Annotated in this window: 18 protein-coding genes; 11 read left to right on the plus strand and 7 right to left on the minus strand. The window is 54.7% G+C overall.

The features are described from left to right. Positions 1 to 8 precede the first annotated feature (8 nt). Together prmC and grxD are read left to right on the plus strand one after the other, a co-directional pair. On the plus strand, positions 9 to 884 hold the full coding sequence (prmC, locus tag ABTW62_RS02855; RefSeq protein WP_430903066.1) for a peptide chain release factor N(5)-glutamine methyltransferase: 876 nt from the start codon (positions 9 to 11) through the stop codon (positions 882 to 884). 125 nt (positions 885 to 1009) lie between these two features. Beyond that, complete coding sequence (gene grxD / locus ABTW62_RS02860) at positions 1010 to 1318, plus strand: Grx4 family monothiol glutaredoxin (protein WP_430903067.1); 309 nt, start codon at positions 1010 to 1012, stop codon at positions 1316 to 1318. 123 nt (positions 1319 to 1441) lie between these two features. On the opposite strand, the gene ABTW62_RS02865 is transcribed toward grxD, so the two are convergent. The 4 genes from ABTW62_RS02865 to ABTW62_RS02880 form a co-directional block, all read right to left on the minus strand. Beyond that, positions 1442 to 1861 (minus strand): YqaA family protein, encoded by a 420-nt coding sequence (locus ABTW62_RS02865; protein ID WP_430903068.1) that lies wholly within the window; start codon positions 1859 to 1861, stop codon positions 1442 to 1444. Positions 1862 to 2358: 497 nt separating this feature from the next. Then, on the minus strand, positions 2359 to 3984 hold the full coding sequence (locus tag ABTW62_RS02870; RefSeq protein WP_430903069.1) for a formate--tetrahydrofolate ligase: 1626 nt from the start codon (positions 3982 to 3984) through the stop codon (positions 2359 to 2361). 128 nt (positions 3985 to 4112) lie between these two features. Beyond that, complete coding sequence (locus tag ABTW62_RS02875) at positions 4113 to 5969, minus strand: hypothetical protein (protein ID WP_430903070.1); 1857 nt, start codon at positions 5967 to 5969, stop codon at positions 4113 to 4115. Between the two features lie 488 nt (positions 5970 to 6457). After that, positions 6458 to 6805: a DUF488 domain-containing protein gene (locus ABTW62_RS02880; RefSeq protein WP_430903071.1), complete on the minus strand. Its 348-nt coding sequence runs from the start codon at positions 6803 to 6805 to the stop codon at positions 6458 to 6460. Between the two features lie 46 nt (positions 6806 to 6851). On the opposite strand from ABTW62_RS02880, the gene ABTW62_RS02885 reads away from it, so the two are divergent. The 4 genes from ABTW62_RS02885 (at position 6852) to ABTW62_RS02900 (ending at position 11467) form a co-directional block, all read left to right on the plus strand. Then, entirely contained in the window at positions 6852 to 7538 is a 687-nt protein-coding gene (locus tag ABTW62_RS02885) for an ABC transporter ATP-binding protein (protein WP_430903072.1), read from the plus strand. Beyond that, entirely contained in the window at positions 7535 to 10084 is a 2550-nt protein-coding gene (locus tag ABTW62_RS02890) for an FtsX-like permease family protein (protein WP_430903073.1), read from the plus strand. Before ABTW62_RS02885 ends, ABTW62_RS02890 begins: the two co-directional genes overlap by 4 nt. Continuing rightward, positions 10084 to 11154: a lipocalin-like domain-containing protein gene (locus ABTW62_RS02895; protein WP_430903074.1), complete on the plus strand. Its 1071-nt coding sequence runs from the start codon at positions 10084 to 10086 to the stop codon at positions 11152 to 11154. Before ABTW62_RS02890 ends, ABTW62_RS02895 begins: the two co-directional genes overlap by 1 nt. An 85-nt stretch (positions 11155 to 11239) precedes the next feature. After that, on the plus strand, positions 11240 to 11467 hold the full coding sequence (locus ABTW62_RS02900; RefSeq protein ID WP_430903075.1) for a sulfurtransferase TusA family protein: 228 nt from the start codon (positions 11240 to 11242) through the stop codon (positions 11465 to 11467). A gap of 150 nt (positions 11468 to 11617) precedes the next feature. Here the strand turns inward: ABTW62_RS02900 and ABTW62_RS02905 are convergent, their stop codons facing one another. The 3 genes from ABTW62_RS02905 to pmbA all read right to left on the minus strand — a co-directional run bounded on the left by ABTW62_RS02905 (position 11618) and on the right by pmbA (position 15027). Beyond that, on the minus strand, positions 11618 to 12901 hold the full coding sequence (locus tag ABTW62_RS02905; RefSeq protein ID WP_430903076.1) for a TRAP transporter large permease: 1284 nt from the start codon (positions 12899 to 12901) through the stop codon (positions 11618 to 11620). Positions 12902 to 13035: 134 nt separating this feature from the next. Beyond that, on the minus strand, positions 13036 to 13590 hold the full coding sequence (locus tag ABTW62_RS02910) for a TRAP transporter small permease subunit (RefSeq protein WP_430903077.1): 555 nt from the start codon (positions 13588 to 13590) through the stop codon (positions 13036 to 13038). Between the two features lie 66 nt (positions 13591 to 13656). After that, complete coding sequence (pmbA, locus tag ABTW62_RS02915; RefSeq protein ID WP_430903078.1) at positions 13657 to 15027, minus strand: metalloprotease PmbA; 1371 nt, start codon at positions 15025 to 15027, stop codon at positions 13657 to 13659. Between the two features lie 234 nt (positions 15028 to 15261). Here pmbA and yjgA point away from each other — a divergent pair, with 234 nt between their 5' ends. From yjgA to ABTW62_RS02940, 5 genes are all read left to right on the plus strand, one after another. Further along, positions 15262 to 15804, plus strand: coding sequence for a ribosome biogenesis factor YjgA (gene yjgA / locus ABTW62_RS02920; RefSeq protein ID WP_430903079.1), 543 nt, complete (start codon positions 15262 to 15264; stop codon positions 15802 to 15804). A gap of 306 nt (positions 15805 to 16110) precedes the next feature. Beyond that, on the plus strand, positions 16111 to 16455 hold the full coding sequence (locus ABTW62_RS02925; protein WP_430903080.1) for a hypothetical protein: 345 nt from the start codon (positions 16111 to 16113) through the stop codon (positions 16453 to 16455). Positions 16456 to 16504: 49 nt separating this feature from the next. Further along, positions 16505 to 17278 carry an exodeoxyribonuclease III gene (locus ABTW62_RS02930; protein WP_430903081.1) on the plus strand — a complete coding sequence of 258 codons (774 nt, stop codon included), beginning with the start codon at positions 16505 to 16507 and terminating at the stop codon, positions 17276 to 17278. Further along, entirely contained in the window at positions 17275 to 18675 is a 1401-nt protein-coding gene (locus ABTW62_RS02935; protein WP_430903082.1) for an AmpG family muropeptide MFS transporter, read from the plus strand. The genes ABTW62_RS02930 and ABTW62_RS02935 overlap by 4 nt, the downstream gene beginning before the upstream one ends. Positions 18676 to 19003: 328 nt before the next feature. Beyond that, positions 19004 to 19396, plus strand: a 393-nt coding sequence (locus tag ABTW62_RS02940; RefSeq protein ID WP_430903083.1) for a hypothetical protein, incomplete at its 3' end; no start/stop codon positions are given.

Here is a 19396-nt window from a genome sequence, read left to right on the forward strand (position 1 = left end):
CGAATTACTTGCCTGAGCAAGCAAAGCCCTGCAATGCGATAACTGTTGGTGAAGCGCTCCAGAATTGGACTCAACAGGTCGATAGGCTGGAAGCACGCTGGATGCTGCAAAGTGTGTTGGCGGTCAATAGCGCTTTTCTTATTGCGCATGCTGATCGTGAATTGAGCCCGACCGAAGCGGCCCGTTTCCGACAAATGTTGAAGCGGCGTGCGGCAGGAGAGCCCGTCGCTTATTTGACTGGCGAGAGAGGGTTCTATGATCTGATCCTGAAAATCACGCCGGATGTACTGATTCCTCGCCCTGAAACAGAATTGCTGGTGGAAACGGCATTATCCAATATCGCGCTCGATCGTTGCAGCAGGGTGCTTGATTTGGGTACCGGCAGTGGCGCCATCGCCCTCACAATCGCCAAGCATCGCCCTCTGGCCCAAGTGACCGCAGTCGATCTATCCTCCCGCGCACTGGCCGTGGCACACGAAAATGCCCAAGCGCATGCTGTTGACAATGTCACATTCGTGCAGGGGGACTGGTATTCGAATTTGCCTGCTGGAGAGACGTTTGATGTCATTGTAGCCAATCCGCCGTATATTGCCGAAGGCGATCCGCATCTGGCGCAAGGCGACCTGCGTTTTGAACCGGACTTGGCGCTGGTGGCAAAACACAATGGATGGGATTGCATTCGTCAAATTATCACACATGCCGCGGGTTATCTGCACCGGGATGGCTGGCTGCTGCTCGAACATGGTTATGACCAGGCCGGCACTTGCCGTGAATTACTGGAACAAGCAGGTTTTGCCTCCATATTCAGCAGGACTGATCTTGCCGGAATCGAGCGTGTCAGTGGCGGACAGCGCGGATCTTTTTCCATTGCCGAATGTCTTTGAGAGATGGGAACAAGCCATGTTTGACGTTGCCAGCGGACCAATCTTGTGTAAGATAGCCTGGTCAGCACGACAGTTATTCTGAAAGCTTCGCAGTAATTTTATAAAATATAAGGAGAGATAAAAATATGGACATTGTTGATGCCATCGAGCAGCAAGTATCGACCCATCCGGTTGTGTTGTATATGAAGGGCACTCCCCAGCAGCCTCAATGCGGTTTCTCGGCCAATGCAGTTAGAATATTGAATGCGTGTGGCGTTGAGGACTTTTATGCAGTGGATGTGCTGGCTGATCCGGAAATTCGACAAGGGGTTAAGGAATTCTCCAGCTGGCCGACCATTCCGCAGTTATACGTCAATGGCGAGTTCATTGGCGGGTCGGATATCATGACCGAAATGTTCCAGAGCGGAGAGTTGAAGAAGCTGTTTGGAAAATAATCCGGTCGGCGTGGCCAATCGGTATGGTTAATGGTACAAGTCTGGGAGCCAAGCAAGCCTGTTTCCAGCAGCTGCCGGCACCCAGAGAAGATTGAATGTCAGCCGCTGATCTGACTGCGGCGTTCAGTTAATCGCCGAAGCGATTATCCAGTATCGCACAAATTTACCGGCAGCGATAAATAGTGCTGCCGGTAGCCAATGTATGCGTAGCCAGCCGGCTGCCACACACAACACATCGCCGATTACCGGCAGCCAGGATAGAAACAGAATCGGCGCCCCATAACGGCGCGTCCATTCCAATCCATGAATATGTCGCCCGATCTTTTTGGACAACGCCTGCTCGTCCGGCAACAAACGTCCAATAAGGTAAGAGCTCATGCCACCCAGCGTATTACCGATCGTCGCAACTTGCAGGGCTGGCCAATATAGTTCCGGGTAAGCGAGCAATACCCCGACCAGTACCGCTTCGGATCCACCGGGTAATAAAGTGGCTGCAAGAAAACTGCTGGTAAAAAGTGCTATTAAACTGCCATTCTCATCCATATTGATTGTAACAGTATTGATACTTCAGGAAATTAGGGTTTTGTGTGTCGATCTGACTAGTACTCCGTTCCGTCAATTAGCTTACAAATGAAATCGATGGATTCGCCTCCTAGGCGCAAATCCTCGCCATAGCCGTAGCTATGGCGAGGATTTGCAGCAACGCGTGACAGGCGAAGGCGCGATTTCATGTAAGCGTTTTGGCGGAACGGAGTACTAGATGTCTGGACGTGGTGCCAGCGTATCCTCTTCAGTCAGGTTGATGCGGTAACGGAGCGAAATGTCATGGAGATCTTGAACATTCCACTCGTTAAATCGAATGCTGGTTAATTGTTAGCTGCTGCGTGGCGTATATGGCATGCATCCGGCTTGCATCGATTGGCGATAGCCGCCATGCAAAGGCTGCGTTGACCTACAAAAAACTGAAAACCGCTTATCGATATATTTGCTAACAGGATTGTACGCGAGAGACCCGTGTTCTAACAACTCCGCGTAACGAGTCAAATCCCTATAATATCGCCATCATCGGATAAATCGATGCGGGTGGCTGCGGGATCATGCGGTAAGCCGGGCATGGTGACGATATCACCAGTCAACACCAACAGGTAACCCGCGCCGGCGGCGATGCGTACCGATTCGATAGGGAGCGCGAAATATCCATCAGGGTCAGTCCGGGTTGGGTCACTGCTGAGTGACAAATGGGTCTTGGCAATACAAACGGGAAGCTGATCGTAACCCAGTGAGCGCACCCGTTCGAGATCCTTTCTGGCGGCACGGCTGATTTCCAACTCGCTGGCGCCATAAATGGTGCGGGCGACGGTGCTGATCTTCTCTTCTGGAGGAGATTCCAGTGCATACAGGTAACGTGCGGGTGGCGCTGGCTGGGCGGCAGCAGCAATAACCGCCTGTGCAAGTGCTACCGCGCCCGAACCGCCGTCGGTAAAACCGTTAAAGCGCGCGGCATTCAGCCCGAACTGGGCACACTTTTTCTCGATAAGGAGCAATTCCTGCTGGCTATCACCGGCAAAGCAATTGATGGCGATAACCGGCTCAAAACCGAAGGCACGTACACTGCGCACATGATGTGCCAAGTGTGCCAGGCCGCGTTCAATTTCTTCGATGGACCCAGCCTGAGCGGGATCGCCGCCACCGTGAATGCGTAAAGCGCGAGCGGTTACCACCAGTACCACCACACTCGGCCATAGATCAGCACTGCGGCATTTCAGGTCAAAAAATTTCTCGGCACCCAGGTCAAAACCGAAACCGGCTTCAGTGACGGCAAAATCTGCGTAAGCGGCGGCCGTTTTGGTGGCGAGCACGCTATTACAGCCATGGGCGATATTGCCAAACGGGCCGCCATGCACCAAGGCCGGTACACCTTCGGTAGATTGCACCAGATTCGGCAGGATTGCATCCTGCAGCAGGGCGGCCATTGCACCTGTCGCCTGAAGCCGTTGCGCCGTGACCGGATTGCCCGAACGGTCAAATCCGACCAGAATGCGCCCCAATCGCGCCTTCAAATCAGCAAGATCCTCAGCCAGGCAGAGTATCGCCATGACTTCCGACGCTGCAGTGATATCAAAACCCGATTCGCGTGGTACGCCATTAAGGTGGCCGCCAAGCCCGATGACGGTTGCGCGCAGTGCGCGGTCATTCACGTCCAGCACCCGGCGCCAGAATACTTGGCGGTGCTCCAGATCCAGTTCACTGCGAAAATGCACTGCATTGTCCAGCAGGGCAGCCAGTAGATTGTGTGCCGCGCCGACGGCATGCATATCACCCGTGAAATGCAGATTGATCCGTGTCGAGGGTTCGAGCTGGCAACGGCCACCGCCGGTGCCACCCCCTTTGACGCCAAAGATGGGACCGAGCGAGGGCTCGCGCAAGGCGAGCGCGGTGCGCTGGCCGATGCGGGCCAGACCCTGTGCCAAACCGATAGCAACCGTGGTTTTCCCTTCTCCGCTGCGGGTGGGATTGATTGCCGAAACCAGGACGATTTTGCCTTTAGAGTTGTCCACTGACCTGGGCAAAACATTTGGCCGGAGCTTCGCCATATGCTCGCCGTAGCACATCAACGCATGAGGTGGCAGATCAAGGGCCGCAGCAATATCCAGGATAGGGCGCATCGTAAAATTCTTGGGCAGTCTCAAAACGAGGCAATTGTAACATTCGGGAATATGGGTGCTCGGAGGGAATGTCTGTTCCACCGAAGTGTGTAATCGCACCACACTGTCTGCGCATTTGGCGCAGCAGGTTAAACCGAAGAGGGCGCAGTGTCTTGGTCTGTCTGCTCAGTTTCTGAAGTAATGGATGCTTTGAATGCTTCCCGGGTTTCCTGGATGACAGTGATGATTTCCTGCCTGAAGGCATCCCGGTTAACCGCTTCCTCCAGGGCCAACAAGCCTTTGTCGACTGCCAGGCCAGCCAGCACACCCCCGACAACACCGCCGATCGCCGCACCGGCGGCCGTGCCAGCGCCGGGAACAATGGAGCCGATTGCAGCCCCGGTGGCTGCCCCGCTTGCAATACCGCCGGCTGCGCCGACAGCTTTCCCGGCCAGCAGTTTTCCTGCTGAAGTGGCAGCGAGTTTGAACACGCCTTTGCCGGCAATTTTCTTGACCATGATGGTTGTCACGACCCCGGCAACGCCCCCAGCACCGAGCCGGGTTTCGATTCCAATCCATTCAGGGGCTGCAGGCAGTCTGCCGATATCGGTCAATGCAAGCGTCTGGATAATGCTGATAGTAACATTATCCGGCACTTCCACCCGATTGCGTTCGAGAATCCCAGCCATTGTTTCCTGGTATGCCAGTAACGCCGCATCACGCTGCGCAAGCGCCTGTGTGACCATCGCGTCGAAACGCTGAAAGGGCTCACCATGCGTCAGGCTCTCGGCCAGCTGTTTGGCCAGTAAGTCCTCGACATCCCCCGTCAGCAGCTTGGCGACTCGCAGATATTCTGTCGAGAGCTGATAATACCAGTCTAGGAAAGCGTCTACGTTCGATTCCATTCTGGCGAAGGCATTATCGGCTTCGACGAGTAGCTGTGCTGAAGTGATGTCCGTCATGGTAGCCATGGCGTTTAGCTGGGCTGCCCGGATTTTCGCCACAGTACCGGGCAAGTAGTCGTTGCTATCGATGCGTTCGACCATGAAATCCAGAACTAGCCGGGTCTCAGCAAATGGGGAACTGCGTTGCCGGAGCGCATTTTCAAGTGATGCGAATCCAGGAAGATAGATGAAAAGGGTGGCGAATGTCAGTATGCCCATCGTGATTGCGATGCGTCCTGGCACAGCAGGCGGGGGTGTTTCCGTATCCGAGAGCGGCGCAAACAGACGCCGGTATTCCGCGCGGGGAATCAGCAAGCAAGACAGCATGGCGCAGGCATTGAAAAAGATCGCAAACCCGCCAGCCGCAAACAGGAATACGGCCAGCATGGCATCCGCACTTCCGAAGTGCCCGATTGCATAGCGTTTGGCGCCGTCGAAATAGGCAAGCAGCTGCGAGAGTTCGTGAACGATAGCGCTGCCCGCCGGGCTGGCGGCAACAGTTTGCCGGGCATGGATCGCCTCCTGCAGTGAATCGTAATGCGGCAATTCCACGAAAAGCATGACAAGAGTCACATAGAGCAGCAGCATCAGTAGCGGCGTGATGCGGCGCGCAATTCTGAGGGCCTGGGCAGTGACCAGATAGGGCCTGAGCTCTCTGGCAACGATGCTTCGCGCGACCTGGAAGACGCTCCAGAACAATGGAATCACCAGCAGAAAGACGATCCATTCAAGGTCTGTATAGGTATAGCACTCAAGCAACATCAGAACCGACGTCATTAGCGCCCAGCCGCTCCAGAATAGTGTTGCACCGACGCGTCGTTTGGCAATGCGATAGAGCCATCCCTTGCTGGCGTAGTAAGTCAGCCGTTGGATTTTGGTTATGCTGCTGAGATAGAGTCCGCTGAGTGCAATCGGTACACTGCACACGAAGATACTGATGGCAGTCACCCATAAATCACTGACTACAAATGCCTGCGCCAGAAAATATAATCCCAGCCCCCACAATGGTGCCAATAAGGCATAAGTGAGTGTAGCGGCTGTAGAACCGCTCGCCGATTCCAAACAAATATTTGATGATTGGTTAGTACTTTTCAAATCGGGTTGAGGAGGGTTGGGTGCCATGCGATATAGGTCTCGTATTTTTTGGCTGCCAGGCATGAGAATTGCCGTCGTAGCGATTCAAAAAAAACTGAATGCCCCAGTTGCTGGTCGGAACGATACCCACTTTACGCCTGAAGCAGCGACTCATTTTGGAAATCTGCGGGAAATTTGCATCGATCCGGGCGCCCGAATAAGAATGGCTGCCCCAGCAGTCAATGGAAGACATGAGACCATGGATTAGGGGATAATTGCCTATTCATAGCGCTAGGAGGCTGTCCGAGAATAGACCGATCGTACTGCGGACGATTCTGGCTAGCTGGATTTTCCGATCCTTTTCGTTGAATAGAACGACTATTCGCCTCAAATGATCGAAAAATCCCGCTCAACCAGCCTCGCCCTCGCTACGATCGCTATTCTCGGACAGCCTCCTAGATCATGAATCGGTTCGCTTATTGTTGAGCGAGCAAATAATCCTGCAATACCCGTGCGTGGTTGCAGTCAGGATCACGGGCGGCGTATAGCAATGTCAACCGGCCTGCCCGGGCGTAATCCAGCAGCATTTTAATGCTGGGATTGGCGGCCAGTTCCTGCCGGTAGCGTTGCTGGAAAATTGTCCAGTTGACTGGATCGTGACCAAACCATTTACGCAGTGCGGGTGAGGGGGCAACTTCCTTGAGCCAGCATGCATGGGGTAGCTGTTGTCTGGCCAGACCGTGTGGCCACAGCCGGTCCACCAATATGCGTACGCCGTCCTCGGGCGCAGCTGGCGCATAGACTCGCTTGATTTGAATATCCATGTCGGCGGAACTCGCTGATGTTTGGGGTATCTTCATTACTAATATTATGCATGACGATAAAAATAAGCCAGTACTGGAATTATGCGCGGTCAGCAAAGCCTATGCGAACCGGCACGTGCTTTCTAATCTGTCCTATACCCTGGCGCCAGGTGAGTTTGTTGCGATCATGGGGGATTCTGGAGTTGGCAAATCTACTCTGCTGAATCTGATCGCGGGACTGGATGCGCCGGATAGTGGCGAGATCCGGCTCAATGGCCTGGCACTGACGGGGGATGACGATGAAGCGGCGACTGCCCTGCGGCGCCGGTTCCTGGGATTTATTTTTCAGGCGTTTCACGTGCTGCCGCATTTGACGCTGCTGCAGAATGTGTCGTTACCGCTTTTGCTCAACGGTTTGCCGCTCGAGCGCGCTGCGGTCATGCTGGCCTCGGTTGGCTTGCAGGGACGCGAACAGGATTTTCCCTTCCAGTTGTCTGGTGGAGAGTTGCAAAGGGTGGCCATTGCACGCGCATTGGTGCACCGTCCGCGCCTGATCCTGGCGGATGAACCGACTGGCAATCTCGATCCCGATACCGCCGAGGAAATTTTGCAGCTGATCCGCGCCGAGATCAAGGCCAATGCCGCTTCGGCCATTCTTGTCACCCATTCGCAAGCGGCAGCGGCCACGGCAGACAAGATCTTGTTATTGAATCGGCGTGGACTGACACCCCTTACGATGGACAAGACACCGTGAGTGCCGCGCTGTTGACGCGCTGGCTGTTGCAGGGAGAATGGCGTGCGCATCGCTGGCAGTGTCTGGTGGCGATTCTGGCGATCATGCTGGGTGTGGCGCTGGGGTTCTCGGTGCATTTGATCAATACCGCTGCGGTCAGCGAATTTTCCGCTGCAACCAAAAGCTTGTCCGGCGTGTCCGATCTGACTGTGCAGGCGACGCAAGCGACGTTTAATGAATCCCTTTATCCGCAGCTGATGCAAACCGATGGTGTGGCGGCTGCCAGCCCAGTGCTGGAAATCATGGCCGGGGTGCCGGCCAAGGCGGACGGCAGGGACGATCCTGCGCTGAAAATCCTGGGGTTGGATGTCTTCCGGGCGGCAGCAATCACACCCGATCTGCTGGGTATTCCTGCCGAGGATCAACCGTTCGATACCTTGTCAGAGGATGCCATCTTTTTATCGCCTGCCGCCATGGAGTGGCTGGCAGTGCAGCCGGGAGACGCATTGCAACTGAATCTGGGCACGAAAACCGTTTCCCTGCGAGTGGCTGGAGGACTGGTCCGAGCGCATGCCGGACAGCGGCTTGCGGTGATGGATATCGGCGCAGCACAGTGGCACTTCGATCATGTCGGCTTACTGTCCCGTATTGAACTGAAATTGCGTCCAGGTGTTCAGCATGCGGCCTTCAAGGAGGCATTGGCCACAGAACTGGGTGCGGCTTATCTGCTGATGGAAGGCCGGGACCAGGATGCGCGCATCCGCAATATGTCGCGTGCCTATCGTGTCAATCTCAATATTCTGGCAATGGTGGCATTGTTGACCGGCGCGTTTCTGATATTTTCCGGTCAGGTGCTCTCGATCATTCGGCGGCGTGCGCAATTTGCGTTGTTGCGCGTGCTGGGGATGACGCGCCGGCAAATTTTGCAGCAAATCCTGCTGGAGGGTGGTGCGCTTGGAGTATTGGGATCGCTGTTGGGCTTGTTGCTCGGGTATGCGATGGCTGCCGGCGCATTGCGCTTTTATGGCGCCGACCTCGGTGCCGGTTTTTTTACCAGCCTGGCACCCAGCCTCCCTCTCAGTCCATCGGCTGCGCTGCTGTTTTTTGCCATGGGAGTGGGTGTGACCATGCTGGGAAGCCTGGCGCCCGCCTGGGAGGCGGCACATACGCATCCCGGGCCGGCACTCAAATCGGGCAGCGAATTTGTTGCCTTGCAGGCCTTGCGCATGCCCTGGCTGGCTGGTTTGTGCTTGCTGCTGGCGGGAGTGTTGACGCAATTGCCGCCGGTATTTGAATTGCCGGTGTTTGGCTATCTCGCAGTCGTGCTGTTGTTGGTGGGCGGGATTGCCGCGCTGCCATACCTGGCAAGTTTGAGTTTCTCCACACTGCTGCGCGGGGTGGATGCACAGGGGCGAGGGGTGTTGCGGACATTGATCCTAGCCCGCTTGTCGAACGCGTCCAGTCTGGCCGCAATTGCGCTCGGCGGCGTGTTGACCAGTTTCAGTCTGATGGTGGCGATGGCAATCATGGTGGCCAGCTTTCGCGTGTCAGTGGATAACTGGTTGGCACATGTTCTGCCGGCGGATATTTATGTACGGACCATGATACACCAGGATTTGCGCGGTTTGACGCCAGCGGAACAGCAAATGATCTCCGATCTTGACGGTATCGAGCGTATCGATTTCATGCGCTCCAAGCTTCTTTTGCTTGATTCGGCCCGTCCAGCTGTGACGCTGATCGCACGACCGATCGATAGGCGTGATCCAGCCAATACGTTGCCGATGACACCGGATGCGCTGCCGCCTGCGCAAATTGCCGAAACGGCGATTCCCATTTGGGTGTCGGAAGCCATGGTCGATCTCTACGCCTTTGAGACCGGCAAGTACGTGACGCTGCCCTTGACAGACCCAGCCCCGATTTTTCTCGTGGCGGGTGTCTGGCGCGATTATGGGCGTCAGTTTGGCGCGATCCAGATGCGATTGTCTGATTACCGGGCATTGACCGGGGATCAACATGTCAGTGATGCCGCCCTGTGGCTGGCTAGCGGGATGACAGCCGAGCAGCTGATCACCGCCCTGGATAATTTACCTTTCGGCACGAGTCTGGCGCTTTCGCAGTCGAATCAGATTCGCGAGCGCAGTCTGGAACTGTTCGACCGAAGCTTTGCCATCACCTATTTACTGGAACTGATCGCAATTGGAGTGGGTCTGCTCGGTGTGGCCGCCAGCTTTTCCGCACAAACACTGACTCGAATCAAGGAATTCGGCATGCTGCGACATATCGGACTCAGCAGGCGGCAAGTCCGTCGCATGCTTGGATGGGAGGGCGGACTACTGGCAGGATTCGGCATTACGCTTGGCTTTGTGCTGGGCGTGGCCATCAGCCTGATCCTTATTTTTATCGTTAACCCACAATCGTTTCATTGGACGATGCAACTGCACATGCCCTGGACATGGCTATCATTGATGGCACTGGCTATGTTGGGGGCAGCCGCGATGACTGCATTTGCAGCTGGTCGGCGGGCGGTTGCCGGGAATGTGACCCGGGCAGTCAAGGAGGACTGGTAATGCGCTGTCTTTTTATCTTGCTCTTGTGGTTGGTTTTTCAGGGAAGTATGGTTGCAGCGCCGCCGGAATTCTCGTCGGTCGTGCCGGGCAGGGTACTCCAATTTCCGCAGGATTTTGGCGCCCACCCGGATTTCCGGATCGAGTGGTGGTATGTCACCGGCTGGTTGGAAACAGAAGAAGGGCATCCGTTGGGGTTCCAGGTCACTTTTTTTCGTACAGCGACCTATGCAGATACCGATAATCCCAGTCGTTTCTCACCCAGGCAATTGATCGTTGCGCATGTTGCACTGTCCGATCCGGCAGCCGGTAAGCTGCTGCATGATCAGAAAATCAGGCGTGAGGGATTTGATCTGGTTTATGCCCGGACTGGCGATACCGACATCAGGCTGGATGATTGGGTTTTTATGCGTGAAACCGGAGGAAGTTACCGGGCGCAGATTGAAGCACGCGACTTGCGCCTACAGCTGACCCTGGCACCTACCCAGCCGCTAATGCTGCAAGGTGATCAAGGCTATTCACGGCGGGGACCCGAGCCCGGGCAGGCCAGTTATTACTATAGTGCGCCACATTTATCGGTTACCGGTACAATTCATCGTAATGGAAAGGCTGAAAACGTTACCGGCACTGCCTGGCTCGATCATGAATGGTCGCATGAGTTGATTGGGCCTGGCGCGGTTGGTTGGGACTGGGCGGGGGCCAATCTGGATGATGGCTCTGCATTGGTGGTGTTTCAGATTAGAAACCGCACGGGGGGTGTTTTCTGGGCCTATGCCGCCCTGCGCGATGCTTCCGGGCGGATGTCAGTCTATGCACCCGAAGAGATTCGCTTTTACCCGGAGCGTAGATGGCGCTCCGCGCGCACCCAGGCGACCTATCCTGTGGCAACCCGTATTCGTACAGGAGCAATCGAATGGCAGCTGATTCCGCTGATGGACGACCAGGAACTTGATGCCCGTGCATCGATCGGCGAGGTTTACTGGGAAGGTGCAGTCACCATTGCTCGAGATGGTGAAGCCATTGGACGAGGTTATCTGGAGATGACAGGCTATCTCCAGCCGATATCCCGCTGAGTCCCTGCCATACGTTTTTGCCGTCTATTACGTCTATTACAATAAACAAGTAAAATTGCGCCCATTGAATCAGCGCAGAAAGGATATGAATTTCGACAAAGAACTGGATGTGCGAGGACTGGTTTGTCCTTTACCGATTCTCAGAACCAAAAAATCCCTGGCAGACATGACGCATGGCCAAGTCCTGAAAGTCATGGCCACCGATCCGGGTGCAGTGATTGATTTTCAGGTTTTTGCCGAGCAGACTGGGCATGAATTGTTGTCTGCATCGGAAATGACCGGTGAATTTCTGTTCTTTCTGAAAAAACGATAGCGGTAACTCGCGCAGCGCGCGACGGCAAAGATAGCTGCAGCGACAGGGCGCGTAGCATGCACTTGCGTACCGCAATGGGCCGTTGTCCAGCCTGCTGAGAATTGCATGGAAGCATATTCCGCAAAGATCAGTCTATTCTCGGACAGCTTCCTAGATTAGCTTGATCAGACCCGGGAATAGTATGACGAGGGTCAGTGCCAGCAATTGCAGCAAGATAAACGGCACTGCGCCGCGATAGATATCGACAGTGCTGATCGATGCCGGTGCGACACCACGCAGGTAAAACAGCGAAAAACCAAATGGCGGCGTCAGAAAGGAGGCTTGCAGATTGAGTGCTACCAGGATGCCGAACCAGAGCGGATCGATGCCGAACTTGATCAGCAGCGGCGAAATCATCGGAATGAAGATATAAGCGATTTCGACGAAATCGATAAAAAATCCGAGCAAGAAGATGATCAGCATCATCAGAAAGACAAATCCCCATTTTCCGCCGGGCAAGTGTTGCATGATCTGTTCAACAGCTTCGTCGCCGCCGGTATAGGTAAACACCATGGAGAAAAAAGTGGCACCAGCCAGAATGGTGAATACCATGGCGGTGATTTTGGTGGTTTCCATGGCGACCTGGTGCAGCATGCTTATTTTGAATCGCCTGTTAAGCGTGGCCAGAACGATCGCGCCCACTGCGCCCATCGCCGCTGATTCAGTGGGTGTCGCTACGCCGGCGATGACGGTTCCCAACACCACCATCACCAGTGTCAGGGCAGGGACGATGGTTTTGAAGGCATGCCAGTATTGCGCAGGCAGGGATTCGCTGCGGGCTGGAACCGGTGGAGCGGCTTCCTTTCTCGACCAGGCCAACAGTAAACAGTAAATAATGTAGATCAACACCAGCAACAGTCCTGGCACCAGGGCCGCGCGGTAGAAATCGCCAACCGGTTTCTGCAGCACATCACCCATGATGATCAGTATGATCGAGGGCGGGATGATTTGTCCCAGCGTGCCGGATGCGCAAATGACACCGGTTGCCAATCGTTTGTCGTAACTGTATTTCAGCATCACAGGCAGGGCAATCAACCCCATGGTGACGACCGAAGCGCCGACCACCCCGGTCGATGCCGCCAGCAACATACCGACCACCACGGTTGATACCGCCAACCCGCCGCGAATGCGGCCAAACAGCGAGCCCATCGATTCCAGCATTTTTTCTGCAATGCCGGATTTCTCCAGTATCAGCCCCATGAAAATGAACAACGGCACCGCCATGAGCGTGATGTTGGTCATGATCGAGTGCATGCGCTCGGCGATCATCAGAAATAGTTGCAACCCTTCGGCATACAAACCAAAGAATAGCGCGACGCCGCCAAATGTGAACGCAACCGGGAAGCCCATTACCAGCATGGCCAGGCAGACCAGAAACATGGAAAGCGCGATCATCGGGCTAACTCCGGTAGCGGCCGGGGTAGCATGTGGTTCTGGGTAGGTAAACCACATGCTGGAAAAATAAGATCAGACATAGGAAACAGTGAACGACGGTGAAACGTTAAATAGCAATTCAAAATGGGATAGAACTATAATTTTTCCTGATGCAAAGGCGGATGGTTTGTCAGTGCCGGATCGGGATCGCCGGCCAGGAATCTGATATTGCGCGAGATGATTGCCAGCGATTGAATCAGCACCAAACCATAGCCAATCGGTAGCAGCGCCTTGAATGCAAAACGGTAGGGCAGGCCACCCGGATCATTCGATATTTCCTGGAGATGGTAAGAATAACCGACAAAATCCCATGAGCTATAGAGAATCAGCATGCACATGGGAATGACGAACAAGCTATGGCCGCAGATGTCCACGATAGCCTTGCGGCGGGGTGCCAGGCGAGTATAGACGACATCGACCCGCACATTGGCATCCTCGCGCACGGTGTAGGCTGCGCCCAGCAGAAAGACGGCAGCGAACAAATGCCACTCCAGCTCCTGCATGGCCATCGATCCGCCATGAAACAAATAGCGGGCGATGACATCGATGAATACCACCACAATCATCAGTACGCATAGCCAGCCGGCCAGCCAGCCGGCTGCACCGGAAAGATTGCCGGCCAGCCGCTCGAATTTACGTAACAGATTCACTTGAAACCTTCATATTGTGCTGCCAGATCAGGAAAAATAGCCAAGTTCGATAAACGATTACCAGGCTCAGTGTCCAGCCACTGTCATGCGCTCGATCAGCAAGGAGCCGCACTGTCTGGATCCGCGGACGTTGACATCGTTTCCGACACCGATGATCCCGCGCAGCATCGTATTGAGGTTGCCAGCGATGGTGATTTCCTCGACAGGGTAGCGAATCTCCCCTTGCTCCACCCATAAACCGGCTGCACCCTGAGAGTAATCGCCGGTCACAAGATTGACGCCGTGGCCAAGCAATTCGGTTACCAGCAGGCCCCTGCCCATTTGTTTCAGGAGCGCGTCAAAAGCGAGTGGCGCATCGTTTTCCAGCACCAGATTATGATTGCCGCCTGCGTTGCCGGTCGAGCGCAGGCCAAGTTTGCGCGCTGTATAACTTCCCAGGAAATAACCTTGTACGATACCGTTTTCCACAACCTTGCGCGCCTGCGTGGCCACGCCTTCATCATCGAAGGTGCAACTGGCCAATCCTTTCGCCAGATGTGGCAATTCACTGAGCTGGATATTTGCCGGGAAAACTTGCTTGCCGATACTATCGAGCAGGAATGAGGATTTGCGATAGAGGCTGGCGCCGCTCACCGCACGCACAAAACAGCCGATCAGACTGGATGCCACCGGCGCCTCAAACAGCACCGGGACTTCACAGGTGGCAATCTTCTTTGCACCCAGGCGGGCGAGGCTGCGCAGGCCTGCCTTAGTGCCGATTTCATCGATGGCTTCCAAGTCGCGCGCGGACCGTGCGACGCTATACCAGTAATCCCGCTGCATGCTGCCATGCTCACCAGCGATCACGGCGCAGCTGGCGCTATGCCGGGTCAGCGGAAAACCGCCGCAGAAACCCAGACTGTTGGCATAAACGAATTGCGAGGCGCCGATGGCTATACTGGCACCTTCCGAATTGATGATGCGCGGGTCGGTGGCCAGGGCGGTGGCTTCGCATTGGCGCGCCAGTTCGATCGCTTCTTCAATCGGCAATGACCACGGGTGATACAAATCCAGATCGGGAAATGCAGTTGCCAGCAGGTCGGCGTCGGCAAGCCCGGCATAGGGGTCTTCCGCCGTGTGCCGGGCGATGGATAACGCAGCGCTGACAGTTTCCTGGATGGCTTTGGGCGAAAAATCGGAGCTGCTGGCATTGCCTCGTCTCTGACCGATATAGACGGTGACGGACAGCCCTTTGTCGCGCGTGTATTCGATGGTTTCAACGGCGCCCTGACGGACCGTGACATTCTGCCCGGAACCATCCGAAACATGGGTTTCGCAAGCATCGGCGCCATGTTTTTTGGCAAATATCAGGATGTCCTGAGCGATTTGGCGTAAATTTTCCTGAGTGTATGAAAAGGGGTGTGACTGTTCTGAATCGCGATTTAAGTTGTTTTCCATTGGGTTACTTGCTAGAAAGTTCGTCAGAGTAGCGAAAAGCGGTCAGGCATGGTTCATGCGTATGCTGAAATCTGCTGAGGTGCTTGGATTAGAGACGGGTACCAGCCGCCTATCGTCGGTTGCTGGCGGCGCAACGGTTGCCGTCAGGCAAGGGCGGATCATTGAACGCATATGAACGAGAATATATATGAATGCTCAAAGCGGGTTATGATAACAGCTTCTTGATCATTCCCAATGCGAGTGGCAGTTGTGCGTAATCATCCCAAGGATATATCCCAGTCTGAAGCTGAATTGGAAGCATCCCAGCCCAGCAAGACCCGCCGTAAGCATGAAATGCATGCATTGCAGGCTTTGGGCGAGCAGCTGGTTGAACTAGATCCAGCGCAAATTGCCGAACTGGATTTGCCGGAAAATTTGACCGAGGCTGTGCTGGAAGCTCAAAAAATTTCCAAACATGGTGCCCGCCGGCGGCAATTGCAGTTTATCGGCAAGTTGATGCGTTCGGTGGACGCAGCGCCGATTCAGGAAAAAATGCATACCTGGCAGCATTCCAGCGTGCAGCATACCGCTTGGCTGCATCAGCTGGAACGCTGGCGCGACCGCCTGCTGAGCGATGAAGCGGCCCTGACCGAGTTTGCGCAGGCGTATCCGCAAGTCGATGTCCAGCAATTACGTGTCCTGTTGCGCAATGCCCGCAAAGAAAAACTCGAAAATAAACCGCCCAGAAGTTATCGTGCTGTGTTCCAGGTGTTGCGCAAAGTTATTCCGGAAGTATAGCCTGCTGGGCGCATGAAATAGCCCGATGATGCCCGGGCGGGCAGGGTGTGCGTGCGCACCCTACAGCCGGCCAGCAATGATGCCGGTGACCGGGATGATCTGTAATTGAATCAAGGGTACCTCTAAAAATTCAGCGTTCTAAACCAGACCAGGCGAGAACAAAAAATGTTGACGCAGCATATGATGGATATGTCAGGAGACATTTTTTGTGAACAACGACGTATTGTGACGAAATATGGATTTTTAGAGGCGCCCTCAAATATGTTTTATGGAGAGTAACTGATGCAGTTGAAATGGATTTGGAGTGTGTTGTGCTTAGTGTTGATCATCATGTTATCCATGACAGTGGGGGTGCGCACAGCGAGCGCCGCATGCAAGGGGTGCCTGTGTCCAGGCGACCCCTGCCAGCTTTGCCCGCTGCCTTTGAATGTCAACGACCCGGTGCCTGCCGATGAACCCGAAACCTGCCGCCGCATCCGCGAGGCCGTGCCACCCACCGATGCGCTGCCGGGAAGCAATGAGTATTTTGCCAATCTGGATAAGTCCACCATGGCTTGTATCAAAAACGGCGGTGATGTCATCAAGAATTCACGCCGCAGCGAACTGTTTCCGGCACGCTTTTACTGCAAGCCGGGTTTGCCGATCCGTTGATGCGTACGCCAATTTCCCTGCCACCCATATTGCCACTGCTTGATCGCTGATGAGAATCATAACGTTGAATGTGAATGGCCTGCGCGCGGCCAGCAGTAAAGGATTTTTCGATTGGTTGCCGCAGCAGGACGCCGATTTCGTCTGCGTACAGGAACTGAAGGCGCAGCCGGAAAACCTCACCGATACCATGCGCACCCCTACTGGCTATAGCGGTTATTTTCATTGCGCGGAAAGAAAGGGCTACAGCGGGGTGGGGATCTATACCCGTCATGCCCCGGATCAAATCGTGGAAGGGACGGGCATTCCCGAGATCGATGCCGAAGGGCGTTTTCTGAGAGCCGATTTTGGCAATTTGAGCGTGATTTCCGTTTACCTGCCATCCGGTTCCAGCGGCGAGCACCGGCAGGCAGCCAAATTTTTCTTCATGGCGCATTTTTATCCGATGCTGCAATCACTGGCTGCATCGGGCCGGGATGTGCTCTGGTGCGGTGACTGGAATATTGCCCACCAGGAAATTGACCTGAAAAACTGGCGTGCCAATCAGAAAAACTCCGGTTTCCTGCCGGAAGAGCGGCGCTGGTTGTCTACGGTATTCGAGGAATTGAAACTGGTGGATGTATTCCGCAAAATCAATCCGCATCCGGAGCAATATACCTGGTGGTCCAATCGCGGCCAGGCATGGGCGAAAAATGTCGGCTGGCGGATTGATTATCAGATTGCGACACCCGGTTTGGCCGAGGCCGCGATAGATACTTCGATTTATAAAAGCGAGCGTTTTTCCGATCATGCCCCGCTGGTGATCGACTACAACTATCCGCTATGAAACCCTTGGCCTACGCGGGCTGGTTGCAAGCATTGCGCATCTATGCGCATCCGCGCGTGGCGGGTATGCTCGCGTTGGGATTTTCGGCGGGTTTGCCATTGCTGCTGGTGCTGGGCACGTTGTCGTTCTGGCTGCGCGAGGCCGGTATCGATCGGGCCACGATCGGATATCTGAGCTGGATAGGGCTGGCCTATGGATTCAAGTGGGCATGGGCGCCACTGGTGGATCGCATGCCATTGCCGGGGCTGTCCCGCTGGCTGGGGCGGCGCCGTGCCTGGTTGCTGCTCTCGCAGCTGACCATCATAGGCGCCCTGATCGGCATGGCCAACACCGATCCGGTCGAGCAGCTTTCCCATATCGTTTTCTTTGCGCTGGCGGTCGCCTTTGCCTCGGCCACCCAGGACATTGCCCTGGATGCCTACCGTATCGAGGCCGTAGCCTTGTCATTGCAGGGCGCAATGGCCGCCACCTACCAGGCAGGTTACCGGCTGGCAATGATCATGGCCTCGGCCGGCGCGCTCTGGATCGCGGCGGCATTCGACAGTACACCAGCCAGTTATGATCCTGCCTCCTGGCAGATCGCCTATCTATTCATGGCAGCATGCATGGGGGTCGGCATTGTGACCACCTTGGTTATTCGCGAACCCGATGTGCCGAGCAACCTGCTGGCCATCGAGAATGAAAAGCAGGCACGGGCAGTCATTGCCGGTTGGCGGCTGAATGGCAGGCTCACTGCCTTGCTGGGCTGGATTTATGGCGCGGTGATCGCGCCTTTCCAGGACTTCATCGTGCGCCATGGCCGCCATGCATTGCTGGTATTGGCGCTGATCGCCGTCTACCGGATCTCGGACGTGGTGATGGGCGTCATGAGCAATCCATTCTATGTCGACATGGGCTTCACCAAAGACGAAGTCGCGACAGTGTCGAAAGTTTATGGCGTGATCATGACCATCCTGGGCGCGGTCATCGGTGGCGTATTGACCGCAAAAATCGGGATTTTCCGCACTCTTTTTCTGGGTGCGGTGCTATCGGCCGCGACCAATCTTTTGTTCGTCTGGCTGGCAGGGCGGGGACATGATGTCACCGGCTTGGTGTTCGTCATCTCGGCCGACAACCTCTCGGCCGGCATCGCTTCTTCCGCCTTTGTCGCCTATCTTTCCAGCCTGACCCAGGCTGCCTATTCCGCCACCCAATACGCGCTATTCAGCTCGGTCATGCTGCTGCTACCCAAATTCATCGCCGGCTTCAGCGGAGAATTTGTCGACGCCTATGGCTACGCCATGTTCTTCACTGGCACAGCACTGCTGGGCGTGCCGGTATTGCTACTGGTCTGGCAGGTAGGGCGGATCGATTTTGCATCGGCAGCCATGCACAAACAACAAGAAAAATCGCTTTAGCCTGAACAATGGCAGCAATACATTTTTGAATGCATCGGAATCGCTGTGGTTTTTTTTGGCCCCGTTTGGACAATGGCGAAATCAGGAATAAAGGATGGTTTCTCACAGCCATTCAATAAAGCCGGTGTGTTTGACGTTAAAAACAATACCGTCAGTTAAAATTTAATAAATAGGCAAATTTGCCTGAACTGTCGGCCAATAGCATGTTATCGAGGCAATAATGCATGATTCTTCAGTTATCAAGGAAAAAGTGCCTGAAAATATCAGCAATATCAATTTATATGGGCAGATTTGCCTGAGAATCAATAGTTGTACGTAAAGGTAAGAAATGGAAACCGATATTAAAAAAGTATGGCGAGCACTAAGGCCAACGGTTAAAGATGGTTTTACCTTCAATGAGACCAAGGGTGTGGTAGCGGCGGCTGCATTGCCGGTAGAAGAATTGGCTCACCTGCAGCAGAAATCATTACCAGCTAAAGGAGCTTCAAAAGAAGAGCTTCTAGATGCGCTAGATAGTTTGATTACTAGGGAGCCTGATCCTGGGAAGGCAATACAGAATCTTATAGCCGCAATGCTCGAGCAGAAAAAACATCTCGAAGTCCGCATATCGGATTGTGCAGAGCGGTTCGGATGGACAATAGTTAACGGACAGCTTCGACCTTTGGACTTTCAAGTGGATGATGCTGTCCACGATTTTTCCGAAGAAGTGAAGACTCTTTTA

This window comes from Nitrosomonas sp. ANs5 (assembly GCF_050584665.1).
In the GTDB taxonomy this organism is placed as follows: Bacteria; Pseudomonadota; Gammaproteobacteria; order Burkholderiales; family Nitrosomonadaceae; genus Nitrosomonas.